The following is a 13,916-nucleotide window of genomic DNA, read 5'->3' as shown; positions in this document are numbered from 1 at the left end:
CATGGCGTTTGTTGCGGAAACTTTTGAGAGCCCCAGCGGCGCAAGCCTGCGCCTGCACGTGCAAGAAGCCGAAGGCCAGCCTCTGGGCGTCATCCAGGTCCATCATGGCCTGGCCGAACATTCCGCGCGTTACGCCCGCTTCGCCGCCTATCTGGCGGGCCGCGGCTTTCACGTGGCCGCCCATGACCATCGCGGCCATGGCCAGACCACAGCCGAAGACGCTCCGCGCGGCGTATTCGGCGCGCCCAAGGGTTGGAACAAGGTCATTGAGGACGCCTTGGCGGTGGAAGACCATCTCAAGGCGCGCTTCCCAAGCCTGCCTCATATCGTCTTTGGTCATTCCATGGGCGGGGTCGTGGCCATGAACCACGCCATGGAGCGCAAGGGCGAGATTTCAGGGCTTGCGGTATGGAACTCCAACCTGGCGATTGGCGGCCGCGCGGGCCTGATGCGCGCCGTCCTCAACATCGAAAGCCTGTTCAAGAAGCCTCAATCGGCGTCCACCTGGCTGGAAGGTCTGACCTTCAAGGCCTGGGGCAAGCAGGTCAAAGGTCACCGCACCGATTTTGACTGGCTGTCGCGCATTCCCGAAGAAGTTGACGCCTATATCAATGATCCCGAGTGCGGCTGGCCGGCCTCGATCTCGCTCTGGCGCGATCTGATCGAAGGCACGGAGCTGGGAGAAAGCGAGAACCGTCTGCGCGCCATGCGCACCGACCTCGCCATCCATCTGGCGGCGGGCGGCGAAGACCCCGCGACCGACAAGGGCCAGGCGGCGAAAGTGCTCGCCTCACGGCTTTACAATGCTCGGTTCTCGGACGTCACCATGCGGCGCGACCCGCAAGCACGGCACGAAACGCTCAATGATATCGGGTATGAAACGGCGCAATCAGACTTCGCCGACTGGGCGGAACGCGTGGCCCGTCAGCAAGGCTAGGAGGCTTTGACCTCACCCGCCAGCGCAGCATCTTCGGGCTTTGACGACGAGGTGGAGACCGTGTCTTCGCCAGGCGTCAGTCCGAGCGCTTCACGATCCATCATGGCGCCTTCAAACCGGGCGGCATGAGTGGAGGCGCCGTCAAAGCACGGCAGGAAGGCGCGGCCCGTATTGCCGGTGAAGGCGCGCAAATCCGCTGATTTGAAAATGGCGTGGTTCAGCTTGCAGTCTTTGAAGTTCACGCCTTTCAGATTGGCGCCGGTGAAATTGGCGCCGCGCAGGTCAGAGCCCGAAAAGACGGCGCCGATGAGCGAAGCGCCTGAAAAGTCGAGGCCCACGCCGCAAACCCCGCGCAGATTGGCGCCGATCAGCCCTTTTTGACGAAAAGCCTGACCGAGAACGCGCAAGTCTTCGCCTTCGAAGTTGCCGCGCTGTCCCTGTTCACCGCGGGATCGTGTGTACAGATCGCTCTGCTCGAGCCTTTGTTGAAGCTCTTCGGCCCGCGCCAGCGCCTCATCCGCCGGGTCACGGACGACATTTTCCAGGTTCGCGCCATCAAGGCGCGTGCCGTTCAGGTCAGCGCCCGTCAGCACCGCGCCCTCAAAATTAGCATCGCGCAAATCAGCCTGATTGAGTTTGGCGCCGTCCAGCATGGCGCCGGAAAAGTCTGCGCCCTTCAGCTTGGCCGAGCTCAGTCGCGCCCCTCTCAGCGTGCAGTCACGAAAATCCACGGCGCCGTCCCGGCCATCACCTTCCGTATCCATGACCCAGTCATTGTGCTTGAACTCTGCGTCGCGCTCATCCTTGTACAGAACGGCCTTTCGAAAGTCGGCGCCGTCCAGATTGGCGCGATACAGGTCTGCGCTACGCAAAATAGCGCCGCGCAAATCGGCACGAGACAAATCCGCACCTCGCAGATCGGCGCGCTTCAGGCTTGAGCAGTAAAAAGACGCTGTGACCAACGAGGTCAGTGCGAAATTGGATTCTGACAGATCGCAGCCAATGAATTCATTGCCATCGAGCTTGCGCTTCATCAAGGACGTGCCAGTAAGGTCCTGAAAGCGGAAATACGCACGGCAGCCGCCGGCGCGGCCAGCGATGAACGCTTCATGAGCCGCGATGACCGACAGGTCTAATGGCATTCCGGTCTCTCCCAAAACTGACCCTTACACTGCGCGATTGAGTTTAATGTTCCGTTCCACGTCTGATTGAGATCGGGAGAGACGTCCACGAAGTGCTTGTCACATCGACGCAAACCGGGAAGTCTATTTGTCAGGACATTGAAGGAGAGCAGCGTGATCGAACGGGTTTCCAAACAGGGCGCCGTCAGCCTCCGGCGGCTTCTGGCGCGGCATATGGCGCGCACTGCCGGCAAGACGGTGATGTCGCCTGAAAACCCCAGGCAGATCGCCCGCAAGCGCATGGACGCCGGCGCTGACCGTCTGCCGACGCCTGATGACGTGACGATCGAAAGGACGACACTCGCCGGGCTTAACGCCTTGAGTTTCACCCCCGATGAGCATCGACCCGGATTATTGCTGTTCCTGCATGGTGGCGGATACTGCCTGGGATCGTCTAAAAGCCACCGCCCCCTGGTGACCCGCCTCGCCAAGGCCCTGAAAATCAGAGCTATTTCTGTCGACTACCGTCTTGCACCAGAGCATGTGTTCCCCTGTGCCGTGGATGATGGCGCAGCCGCGCTGAACTGGGCGATGACCCATAGCGACGGCCCGGTGCTGATTGCTGGCGACAGCGCCGGCGGCGGTCTGGCGCTCGCCAGCGTGCTGCGGCAGCGCGAGCAAGGCCGGCCCATGCCGCATGGCGTCTATCTGATTTCGCCCTGGACGGATCTGACCGCCAGCGGCGACAGCACGAAAACCCGCGCAAAAGCCGATCCGATGCTCAAACCGGACTGGCTGGCGGCCGGCGCGGCGCTCTATCTGGACACAACGCCTGCGGACACGCCGGAAGCCTCGCCGCTCTTTGCCGACCTCACAGGGTTTCCGCCAGTCTTCATTCAGACGGGCGACGCGGAAATCCTGCGCGATGACTCCATACGCTTCGCGGAGAAGCTTGAAGAGGCCGGCGTCTCGGTCCAGTGCGAGATATGGGACGCGCTCTGGCACGACTTCCCGCTGTTCGCGCCGCTCCTGCCGGAAGCGGATATGGCGCTGGAGCGCTTGATCCAATGGGCGGAGCCGATCCTGACGGCGCCGGCGGACTAGGGCGTCTCGAGGACGAATGCGTCTGTGTCCCGCCCCGACAAGGCCAGCGCATAGCGGCTGGCGGGGCCCGCCCAGTTGCTGACGATGATCCCGTCCGGGCTCTTGTACCAGGACGGGCATTCGCCGGCCCAGACCGTATCGCTCAACCGTTTTTGCAAGCGCGCGTTAAACGCGTTCTGCGCCGCTTCGCTGACTTCCAGGCTGATGGCGTCCGCGTTCAACAGACGCATGGTCTGTCGACGGACGAACTCGGTCTGACGCTCGATCATGAAGATGATCGAATTGTGTCCCAGATTGGTGTTCGGCCCGTATAGCGTGAAGAGGTTCGGGAAGCCTGACAAGGCGACGCCCTTATAGGCGGTGGGGCTCTCCCCCCAGACCGCTTTCAGGCTGTGGCCGCCGCGCCCCCGGACATCCAGATTGGGCAGAAACTCTGTCGCCTTGAACCCCGTGGCGAGGATAACAAGGTCGGCCTCAATGACTTCACCACCTGCTGTCATCACCCCTTCAGGGGTGAAGCGCTGAACCCCATCGGTCACCAAATGCACATGGGGCTGGTTCAGGGTTTCAAAGAAATCGTTGGAGAGCAGGATCCGTTTACAGCCCGGCGCATAATCGGGCAGCACCTGGTCCAGCACCGCCTTGTCCTCGACCTGAGATTTGATCCGCCGGGTCAGGCGATGACGCGTATAGGCGGCGGCCAGGCCGCCAGACCGAAAGGCGGGCCAGCGCAACTCATGCAGCAGGAAACTGCCCATCCGGTATAGCCAGTGATAGCCCGGCGCATACCGGAACAACCCTTTCTCCACAGCGGTGAACGGCCTGTCAGGCTTGGGGATGATCCAGTTCGGTGTCCGCTGGAACACGCTCAGCGTCCTCGCCGCCTTCGCGGCGTGCGGCAACACCTGAATGGCGCTGGCGGCGCTGCCGATCATCCCCACGCGTTTGCCCGTCATGTCGATGTCAGGCGTCCACTCGGCGGTGTGAACGATCTGGCCCTTGAACTGATCCCGCCCTTCAAACTCAGGCGAAAACGGCTCTGACAATTGCCCCACGGCGCTAATGACCGCGCGGGCTTCCAGCTGAGCGCCATGCTCGAACTCGATGCGCCAGACACCTTCGGCCTCTTCATATGTCAGTGCACGAACACTTTTCCCGTACCGGATGTGGGGCTCCAGCCCGAACTCTGCGCTGGCGCGTTCGAAATAGGCCTTGATCTCGGCCTGGGGCGCGAATTTCCGGCTCCAGTCCGGATTGGGAAAGAAGGAATAGGAATACAGATGGCTGGGCACGTCACACGCCGCACCGGGATAGGCGTTGGCGCGCCAGACCCCGCCCGGTCCTTCAGCGCGTTCGGCGATGAGAAAGTCCCGAACCCCGGCCCGTTTAAGCTGGCGTCCCATGGCGAGGCCGGACATGCCGGCCCCGATGATGAGAACCTCGGTGCGTTGAGGCAGGCCCGCCTCAGTCCTGGAGTTCGGCATACATCTCGTCCACAACCGCCTGATTACGCGCGGTCACCACATTGCGCCGAACTTTCAAGGTGGGCGTCAACTCACCCGTCTCCACGCTCAACGGCGCATCGAGCACCCGGAATTTGCGGATATTCTCCACCCGGGCATAGCGCTCGTTCATCTCATCGACCGCCGCTTGCAATTGCGCCTGAAGCGCCTCGCTCTGGCGCGCCTCTTCAACGCTCAAGTCCTGCTTTGAGGCAAAGTCCGCCAAGGCGTCCTCGCTCAAGGTCAGAAGGGCGCTCAGATAGGGGCGCGCATCCCCGACCACCACTGCGTGCTCGACCAACGGGGCGTTCATCAGATCCGTTTCGAGGTTTGCGGGCGTGATGTTCTTGCCGCCCGAGGTGATGATGATGTCCTTGATCCGGCCTGTGATGAAGACAAAGCCGTCCTCGTCAATGCGCACCACATCGCCGGTCTTCATCCAGCCGTCACGGGTGAAGGTGTTTTCGGTGGCCTCGTTATTGTTCATATAGCCAGCGAAGACGTTCGGTCCGCGCACCTGAAGCTCACCCTCTTCGGAGACCCGCGCGTCCATGCCGTCGATCATCTTGCCGACCGAACCGATCCGGACGGAGCCGGGCATGCTGAACGCGGTCGGGGCGCTGGTTTCAGACTGGCCGTAACCCTCACAGATCAGCAGATCGAGCCCGGTGAAAAAGCGCAGGACTTCAGGACTGATCGGCGCGGCGCCGGAAATCAGCAGCCGGGAGTCTTCAAGCCCCAGGGCCGCCTGGACCTTTTTGATCACCAGCGCATTGGCGAGGGGTTTCTGCATCGCGACGAGGGGCGAGGGCGAACGGCCATCCAGCACGGCTTCATGCCATTGCCGGTTCACGTCCATCGCCCACTTTGCAAGCGACGCCTTGACGCCGGACGCCTCGGACAGACGGGCGCGGATGGTTTCCGACATCTTCTCCCAGACCCGCGGCACACCGAAAAACACGTTCGGACGGCACGCTTTCAGGTCATCGGCCAGGGTCTCCATGGACTGGGCGAAATGCATGATCGCCCCGCTCATCACATGGTTGTGGACGCTCGATTGCTGTTCAGCCACATGAGCGATCGGCAGATATGAGAGAGTCCGGTCGCCGGGCTGGGCCTTGAACATGTCGCTGAGCTTTGCTGCGCTCCAGGAAATATTGCCATGGCTGAGCATCACCGCCTTGGGCGGCCCTGTGGTGCCGGAGGTATAGATCAGCGAGCCGACACGGCTTTCGTTGATCGCCGCCATCCGAGCGCTGACCGCATCATGATGGTCCTCAACGCCCAGCGCCATGAATTGCGCCCAGCTGAAAACGTCCGCGTGATCGCCCGCCACGCCATCCATGACGATGATGTGCTCGAGCGCCGGACACTCCGCTTTCAGGGCGAGCGCCTGCTCCACATGCTCTTCGGTCTCCACAAGCAGCACGGGCGCCTGGGAGTGTTGCAGGATATACGCGATCTCGGGCGGGGCGCTGGTCCAGTAGACCCCCGCCGGACGCCCGCCCGCCATCATCGCGGCGATCGCCATGATCGTCCATTCCGGGCGGTTATAGCCCAGAACCGCGACGGTCTCGTCTTCGCCCAGTCCCAACGCGACAAGCGCACGGGCGGCGGTCTGGACCTGATCGGCATAGTCTGACCACGACGTATAGGCCCAGCCCTCGCCCTGCCGCACGGCATAGGCGGGGTCCGAGCCTCGCGTCTCAGCTTTTTCCAGCAATCGGGCCGGGGTGGACGGATACCAGTTGTCCGCCCCTATACGGGGCAAATCACTCGCGCGCGCCTCCATGCGTCTCCTCCCTAAAGAACATGTCAGGCATGAGCGGTCTCCGCCGCGTTCAGGCCCATAATTTCGCGCGCCTCAGCAGGCGACGCGACCTCTCGCCCGGCATTCCGGGCGCATTGCGCCAGAGCCTCGATCAAGGCTCCGTTGCCCGTGGCGCGTTCACCATCAGGCAGATAGAAGGTATCCTCAAGTCCGGTGCGAAGCATACCGCCAAGATCGGCGGTCGCCTGATGAACCGGCCAGATTTCCTGGCGTCCGATCAAGGTGGTCTGCCACGGATCGCCCTCACGCTTGTAATCGAGCAGCAATTTGAGAAGCCGCGCATCCACCGGCATGCCCGAGGCGACGCCCATCACGAAATTATAATGGGCTGAGGGCGCCATGCCGTTCTCGATATACATGTTCACACAGCGCACGATGCCCACGTCAAAGCACTCAAACTCGGGATGCGCGCCCACGTCGGCCATAGCGTCCAGCATGGCCTGAACTTTCTCGACCGGGTTGTCGAACATCATCGGCGGCCAGGCCCAGGACCCGTCACGCTTGAGCTTGAGATAGTTGAGCGATCCGGCGTTGCACGCCGCGATTTCCGGCTTCACGCGTTTCACACAAGCGGCAGGACCTGTCACGTCCGGTCCAACAACGCCGGTGGTCGAATTGATGATCACGCCGGGACAGGCGGCGCGGATCGCGTCCACCATGCTGGCGGCCACTTCAGGATCCCAGCTGGGGAAATGGCCGTGATCTTTATCCTGCATGCGGTAATGGACATGCATCACGCTGGCGCCGGCGTCATACGCCTCGCGCGCGCTAGCGGCCATCTGGTCAGGAGTGACCGGAACGGGATGGGTTTTCGGATTGGTCAGCACGCCGTTGAGCGCGCAGGTCAGAACTGCCTTATCCATCGATCTACTCCTGCGTTTCCATATCAAGTTCAATTAAAACAGCGCCGTTCGCGGCTTGCCCGCCCTGTTGGGCGTTGACGGCGGCGACTACGCCATCCGCTTGCGCGGTCAGACGCATCTCCATCTTCATGGCTTCCATCACCATCAGGACGTCGCCCGCCTTCACCCGATCGCCGGGTTTGACGTTCACCGCCACAACGGCGCCGGACACGGGGGCTGTGATCCTGGACGGGTCAGACGCCGCGTCCGCGCCCCAGGGCGAAGCCTCTTCCAGAACGATGATCTGCGCACCCAAGGCGATATGGAGCACGCCGTCCGCCGCGCGCGCCACACGAGCGCGAGCGTCCACGCCATCCAGACGAAAGGCGATCTCGCCGGGCGTCTCTTCGCCCAACAGCGCCACCGCGCTGGAGGCGTCCTCGTCCTCAAACCCGACCGAAACCGCATCCGGTCCGGTCTGTTCCAGGCGCACCGTCAGCGCCTCGCCATTAACCGTCAAAGGCAGATCAAACCGGCTGACAGAGCCGGACCGGATCACGCCTTGAGGCGCTGCACCCAGAAGCGCGGCGCCGAGCGCGACCGCCCTGCGGTCCGCATCAGGTTTGGTGAAGGGGCCAGCGCCCTCTTCCGCCCAGAGATCCAGATCCGCCGTGCAGATCTCGCCCTGGCGGAAAGGCTCCCCGTCCAGCAAAGCCAGCAGGAAATCACGATTGGTAGTGACGCCCAGAAGCGGGTCATCCATCAGCGCGGCGCGCAGGGACGCAATGGCTTCAGCGCGGCTGGCGCCCGTGCCGATGACTTTTGAAACCATCGGGTCGTAATCGGTTCCGATCCGTCCGCCGGTTTCAACGCCCGCATCCACGCGTCCGCCGGCGCTGGAGACATCCCCGTCATAAGACAGGATCAGCCCTGATTGCGGGGCAAAGCCGTTATAGGGGTCTTCCGCGTAAAGCCGGGCTTCGATGGCCCAGCCGTCCAGCGACACTTCATCCTGGCTCAGCGGCAGCGGCGCGCCGGAGGCCACTTCAAACTGCCATTGCACAAGGTTGGTCCCGGTCACTTCCTCCGTGACCGGATGTTCCACCTGAAGCCGGGTGTTCATCTCGAGAAAATAATACCCGCCGCCCTCTTCCAGCAGGAATTCGACAGTGCCCGCGCCCACATAGCCCACGGCTTTCGCCGCCGCGACGGCGCCCGCGCCCATCTTTGCGCGCAATTCAGGATCGACCGCCGGAGACGGCGCTTCCTCGATCACTTTCTGGCGGCGACGCTGAGCCGAGCAATCGCGTTCACCGAGATGGATAGTGTTTCCGTCACGATCAGCGAAGACCTGAATCTCCACATGACGGCCCCGCTCGACGAATTTCTCGATCAAAACTGCGTCATCGCCAAAAGCAGATTTCGCTTCACGACGGGCCGAGATCAGCGCCTCGTCAAATTCCGCCGCGCTGCGCACAATGCGCATGCCGCGACCGCCGCCGCCCGCCACAGCCTTGATCAAGAGCGGATAGCCCACCTTGTCGGCCTCGCTCTTGAGGGTGGCGTCTGATTGATCTGCGCCCTGCCAGCCCGGCAAGGTCGGCACGCCTGCCTTGATCATCAACTCCTTGGCGCGCGCCTTGTCGCCCATGGCGTCAATGGCTTCGGGCGGCGGGCCGATCCAGACCAGTCCCGCCTTGATCACCGCACGGGCGAAAGCGGCGTTTTCTGACAGGAAGCCATAGCCGGGATGGATCGCCTCGGCGCCGGTTTTTCGGGCCGCGTCCAGCACGGCTTCGATATTGAGATAGCTTTCGCTGGCGAGCGCCGGGCCGATGCAGACCGCCACGTCCGCTTCGCGCACATGCAAGGCGTCGGTATCCGCTTCGGAATAGACGGCGATGGCCGTACGGCCGCTATCGCGCGCTTCGTTCAGCACACGGACAGCGATCTCGCCACGATTGGCGACCAGCACGCTTTTGAAGGCCGTTTCAGCCATGATTTATCCCTCTTGAGCCCAGCGGGCGGGACGTTTTTCAAGAAAAGCGGTCATGCCTTCTGCGCCTTCATCAGACCGCGCCGCCTTGGCGAACGCCGCAGCCGCGTCCTGAACCAGGCTGGCGGGCGCTTCCAGACGCGCCCGACGCATCAACGCCTTGGTCGCTGCGATGGCGTTCGGCGCGCCCTTGCGGATCTGTGCAAGCTCGGCCTCCAACGCCGCATCCAGATCGGCTGTGGGATGCACGGCGTGCACAAGGCCAACATCCAGAGCCTTCGCGGCATCCAGCTTGCCGCCGGTCACCGCCAGGCGCCGCGCTTCTGAATAGCCAAGGCGCTCCACCAGGAAAGGCGCGATCTGGGCCGGCACGATCCCGAGCCCGGTTTCAGGCAAACGGAACAGAGCCGTCTCGGACGCCAGCACCACATCCGCCACACAGGCGAGACCGAAACCGCCGCCCATGACCGCACCCTCAACAACCGCCACCACAGGCAAGCCGGTGCTGGCGAAGGCCACGCACAACTCACCAAAGCGAGCGTTGACGTTCGCGATGGGGTCGACGCCGTCCGAGACAGGCTGGCCTTGCGCCGCGCCCATATCCTTGATGTCGCCGCCCGAACAGAAATGCCCCTCGGCGCCGCGCAGGACGATGGCGCGATCACCGTGCTGTTCAGCGTCGGCGAGCGCGTTGATGAGCTCATCCACCATTTCAAGCGACATGGCGTTGCGCAGGGCGGGCCGGTTCAGCGTCACATGCAGAACCCGGGCGTGGCGTTCGACCAATAGAGTACGCGGCGCGGACATGGCTATTTATTGCCTTCAGGCTTGCGGCGCTTGGGCAGCGTGCCTTCAAGCTTGGCGATGATGCCGAGCATGATCTCGTCGGCGCCACCGCCAATGGAGATCAGGCGGCCATCGCGGAAGGAGCGGCTGACGAGGTTGTCGGCCGTGTAGCCCATGCCACCCCAGAACTGCAGGCAGCTGTCAGACACTTCACGCGCCAGCCGACCGCATTTGAGCTTGGCCATGGAGGCGAGCTTGGTGATGTCCTTGCCCTGGTTGAAATCATCCACGCAACGATAGGTCAGTGAACGGAGCATCTCGACTTCAGTACGCAACTCGGCGAGGCGGAAATGGATCGCCTGATTGTCGAGCAGCGGCTGGCCGAAGGCGTGCCGGTCACGGGTGTACTCGATGGTCAGGTCGATCTGCTTGTCGAGGTTTTTCAAAGACGACGCCGCGCCATAGATGCGCTCTTCCTGGAACTGCAGCATCTGATAGATGAAGCCTGCGCCTTCATCACCGATGCGATAGCGCTTGGGCACCCGCACATCATCAAAGAACAATTGCGCGGTGTCAGAGCTGTGCATCCCGATCTTGTGGATCTTCTGCTTTTCAATGCCCGGCAGATCCATCGGCACCATGATCAGCGACTTGCTCTCATGGGGCTTGCCGTCGGACGTGTTGGCCAGCAGGCAGCACCAATCCGCCTTCAGGCCATTGGTGATCCACATCTTGGTGCCGTTGATGATGTAATCATCGCCGTCTGACTTCGCATTGGTCTTCACCGCCGCCACATCCGAGCCGCCGCCCGGCTCGGACACGCCGAGGCACCCCACCATGTCGCCTGCAATCGCCGGCGCCAGGAATTGCTTGCGCAGATCGTCAGAGCCGAACCGCGCCAGCGCCGGGGTGCACATATCGGTCTGCACGCCGATGGCCATGGGCACGCCGCCGCAATCAATCATCCCCAGCTCTTCGGCCAGGACGAGCGAATAGGTCATGTCGAGACCGGCGCCGCCAAACTCCTCGGGATAGCGCAGGCCCAGAAGGCCCAGATCGCCCATCTTCTTGAAGACCTCATGAGAAGGGAACTGGTCGGCCGCCTCCCATTCATCCACATACGGATTGATCTCGTTGGCGACGAACTTGGCGACGGTGTCGCGAAGCTGTTCGTGTTGCTCGTTGAACTGCATGGCGTGTCCTCCCGTTGGTGGGCCGCGTCTTGTTAGAACCGCGCGACTCCGAACGTGTTGGGGTTCAGCTGACGGCGATCCGCCTCAGCACAAATGTTCAGGCATTCGATCAGCACCGCGCGGGTGTCGCGCGGATCAATGATCCCGTCATCCCAGAGCCGGGCGGTGGCGAAGAGCGCCTGGCTCTGCTCATCAAGGCTCTGGGTGATCATGGCGCTCATCTGGGCGAGCGCCTCTTCATCGGTCTCCACGCCCGCGCGCGCATTCTTGCCGCGGGTGACGATCTCCATCACCTTCGCGGCCTGCGCGCCGCCCATCACCGCCGTGCGAGCGGTGGGCCAGGCGAAGATGAAGCGCGGGTCAAAGCCGCGCCCGCACATGCCGTAATTGCCGGCGCCGAAGCTGCCGCCGAGCACGATGGTGATCTTGGGCACGCGGGCGTTGGCCACGGCCTGGATCATTTTCGAGCCATGCTTGACTGCGCCAGCGCGTTCCGCCGCCGAACCGACCATGTAACCGGTGGTGTTTTGCAAGAACAGGATCGGGGTTTGCGACTGGTCGCACAGCTGGATGAACTGGCCCGCCTTGGTGGAGCCTTCAGGCTGGATCGGGCCGTTATTGCCAATAATCCCGACTGCCTGCCCGCCGATGCGGGCATGCCCGCACACGGTTTCAGACCCATAGCGCGCCTTGAATTCCAGAAAGTCCGAGGCGTCCACCACGCGCGCGATCACATCACGAACATCATAGGGCGTGCGGTCATCCGCCGGCACGATCCCCATGAGCTCTTCCGCGTCATAAAGCGGCGCTTCGCCGCCCCCGGACAGTGTGGCTTCGCTCCAGTTGAGCTTGTCCATGATGTCGCGCGCATAGGCGAGCGCCTGCGCATCATCATCGGCGACGTATTCACCGAGCCCCGTCACTTCGCCATGAAGGTCCGCGCCGCCCAGGGATTCATCATCCGCGTCCTCGCCGATCGCGGCTTTGACCAGCGGCGGGCCGGCGAGGAAGATTTTCGACTTCTCGCGCACCAGAACCACATAATCGCTCATTCCCGGCAGATAGGCGCCGCCGGCGGTGGAGCTGCCATGCACAACGGCGACCTGGGGAATGCCCGCCGCGCTCAAACGCGCCTGGTTGGCGAAGCTGCGTCCGCCATCCACAAAGATCTCGGCCTGATAGAGAAGATTGGCGCCGCCCGATTCCACCAGATGGATCATCGGCAGCTTGTTTTGCAGCGCAATCTCCTGCGCGCGCAGGGATTTGCGCAAGCCCATGGGCGCGACCGTGCCGCCCTTGATCGCGCTGTCGGACGCAGCGATGACGCATCGTTTGCCCGAGACGACGCCGATGCCGACCACCGCGCCGCCGCCCGAAGCCCCGCGCCCGCCGTCATCATCATGCATTTTGAGTCCGGCGAGCGGCGCGATTTCGAGAAAGGACGCATCGCGATCCACCAAGCGCGCCACGCGCTCACGCGGCAACAGCTGGCCGCGCTCGTCAAAGCGCGACTTCTTGGCGGCGGAGTTGGAGCGCACCTGCTCTTCCGCGCCACGCGCCTCGTCCAGCTTTTCAACCATGTTTGCGCGCGCTGCGGCGAAGTCGTCAGAGCCCGGATTGATCCGGCTTTGCAGGACCGCCATTACTCTGCTCCCTCACCGCGCAAGACCGCCGGATCCACCGCCCGGTGAAAGCCGTTAAAGACGTCTGATTTGTCATGAGCGGTCAGCGGATAATGTCGCTCGCCCAAAGGCGCGCCGCCATCCACCTGAAGCTGGACGCCGGTGATGAAAGCCGCGCCCGGCGACAACAGATAGGTCACCGCCGCCGACACCTCGGCCTCCGACCCCATGCGCTGCGCGGGCAAATTCTGTTTGAGCAGCGGGATCATCGCGCGGAAGGCGCCGCCATAGGTGTCCATGCCCGAGCTGGCGATCCAGCCCGGCGCGACGGCGTTCACTCGTACGCCCTTGGGCGCCCACTCAAACGCCAGGGTCTTGGTCAGATTTTCCATCCCCGCCCGCGCAGCGCCTGAATGCGCCATGCCCGGCATGCCGTGATGCATGTCAGCGGTGATGTTGACGATGGCGCCGCCCTGTTCAGCCATTGAGGCCTTGAACACTTCGCGGCTCATCAGAAAGCCGCCGGTCAGATTGGTGGCGATCACCGCGTCCCAACCCTTTTTGGAGATGTCTTCAGCGTTGGCGGGAAACTGTCCGCCCGCATTGTTCACAAGGCCATGGATGCGGCCATGACGCGCCGCCATTTCAGCGATCGCGGACGCCACGGCCTCTTCATCGCGAATATCAAACGAGGCAGTCTCGCACGAGCCGCCGTCATGAGCGATCTCTTGCGCGACGGCGTCGAGCTTGTCTTGCTTGCGCCCCACCAGAATGGCGTGCGCGCCGAGCGCCGTCAGCTCATGGGCGATGCAACGCCCGATCCCCGATCCGCCACCGGTGACGATGATCACCTGCCCCTTAAACAGGTCAGGCCGAAATACGCTGTCATAGCGGGCGTGTGCGGCGTTATCGCTCATTGTGCGCCCGTCTCCTCCCTGACTGGTCCGGTCTGTCATCGCCGGTGTTGAGGGGAGCTTCGCAG

At 63.0% G+C, this 13,916-nt stretch carries 11 protein-coding genes; 2 read left to right on the top strand and 9 right to left on the bottom strand.

The genetic code is table 11. From position 1 onward, the window contains the following. The first annotated feature begins 1 nt into the window (after position 1). Positions 2–937, top strand: coding sequence for an alpha/beta fold hydrolase (locus G405_RS0109285; RefSeq protein WP_028284697.1), 936 nt, complete (start codon positions 2–4; stop codon positions 935–937). Here the strand turns inward: G405_RS0109285 and G405_RS15580 are convergent. Then, a complete protein-coding gene (locus tag G405_RS15580; RefSeq protein ID WP_022701238.1) occupies positions 934–2,079 on the bottom strand; it encodes a pentapeptide repeat-containing protein in 1,146 nt (381 codons plus the stop codon). The two genes, G405_RS0109285 and G405_RS15580, sit on opposite strands and share 4 nt — an antisense overlap. A gap of 153 nt (positions 2,080–2,232) precedes the next feature. On the opposite strand from G405_RS15580, the gene G405_RS15575 reads away from it, so the two are divergent. Further along, positions 2,233–3,162 (top strand): alpha/beta hydrolase, encoded by a 930-nt coding sequence (locus G405_RS15575; RefSeq protein WP_156861450.1) that lies wholly within the window; start codon positions 2,233–2,235, stop codon positions 3,160–3,162. Here the strand turns inward: G405_RS15575 and G405_RS15570 are convergent. The 8 genes from G405_RS15570 to G405_RS0109235 are packed head-to-tail and all read right to left on the bottom strand — an operon-like array spanning position 3,159 to position 13,851. Beyond that, the gene (locus G405_RS15570; protein ID WP_022701236.1) at positions 3,159–4,646 is read right to left on the bottom strand and encodes a flavin-containing monooxygenase; all 1,488 of its coding nucleotides are present in this window, start codon (positions 4,644–4,646) and stop codon (positions 3,159–3,161) included. The two genes, G405_RS15575 and G405_RS15570, sit on opposite strands and share 4 nt — an antisense overlap. Next, on the bottom strand, positions 4,627–6,456 hold the full coding sequence (locus tag G405_RS0109265) for an AMP-dependent synthetase/ligase (protein WP_022701235.1): 1,830 nt from the start codon (positions 6,454–6,456) through the stop codon (positions 4,627–4,629). The genes G405_RS15570 and G405_RS0109265 overlap by 20 nt, the downstream gene beginning before the upstream one ends. Before the next feature lie 23 nt (positions 6,457–6,479). Continuing rightward, entirely contained in the window at positions 6,480–7,358 is an 879-nt protein-coding gene (locus G405_RS0109260) for a BKACE family enzyme (RefSeq protein WP_022701234.1), read from the bottom strand. Positions 7,359–7,362: 4 nt separating this feature from the next. Further along, complete coding sequence (locus G405_RS0109255) at positions 7,363–9,336, bottom strand: DUF2118 domain-containing protein (RefSeq protein ID WP_022701233.1); 1,974 nt, start codon at positions 9,334–9,336, stop codon at positions 7,363–7,365. A 3-nt stretch (positions 9,337–9,339) separates the two neighbouring features. Continuing rightward, on the bottom strand, positions 9,340–10,140 hold the full coding sequence (locus tag G405_RS0109250; protein ID WP_022701232.1) for an enoyl-CoA hydratase/isomerase family protein: 801 nt from the start codon (positions 10,138–10,140) through the stop codon (positions 9,340–9,342). Between the two features lie 2 nt (positions 10,141–10,142). Next, complete coding sequence (locus G405_RS0109245) at positions 10,143–11,312, bottom strand: acyl-CoA dehydrogenase family protein (protein WP_022701231.1); 1,170 nt, start codon at positions 11,310–11,312, stop codon at positions 10,143–10,145. 32 nt (positions 11,313–11,344) lie between these two features. Then, a complete protein-coding gene (locus tag G405_RS0109240) occupies positions 11,345–12,955 on the bottom strand; it encodes an acyl-CoA carboxylase subunit beta (protein ID WP_022701230.1) in 1,611 nt (536 codons plus the stop codon). Then, positions 12,955–13,851 (bottom strand): SDR family oxidoreductase, encoded by an 897-nt coding sequence (locus G405_RS0109235; RefSeq protein WP_022701229.1) that lies wholly within the window; start codon positions 13,849–13,851, stop codon positions 12,955–12,957. The genes G405_RS0109240 and G405_RS0109235 overlap by 1 nt, the downstream gene beginning before the upstream one ends. Positions 13,852–13,916 lie beyond the last annotated feature (65 nt).

Origin of the sequence: Oceanicaulis alexandrii DSM 11625 (genome assembly GCF_000420265.1) — a bacterium.
GTDB classification, from domain to species: Bacteria; Pseudomonadota; Alphaproteobacteria; order Caulobacterales; family Maricaulaceae; genus Oceanicaulis; species Oceanicaulis alexandrii.
The sequence above is the reverse complement of the archived record's forward strand: the minus strand, read 5'-3'. Positions and strand labels throughout refer to the sequence as shown.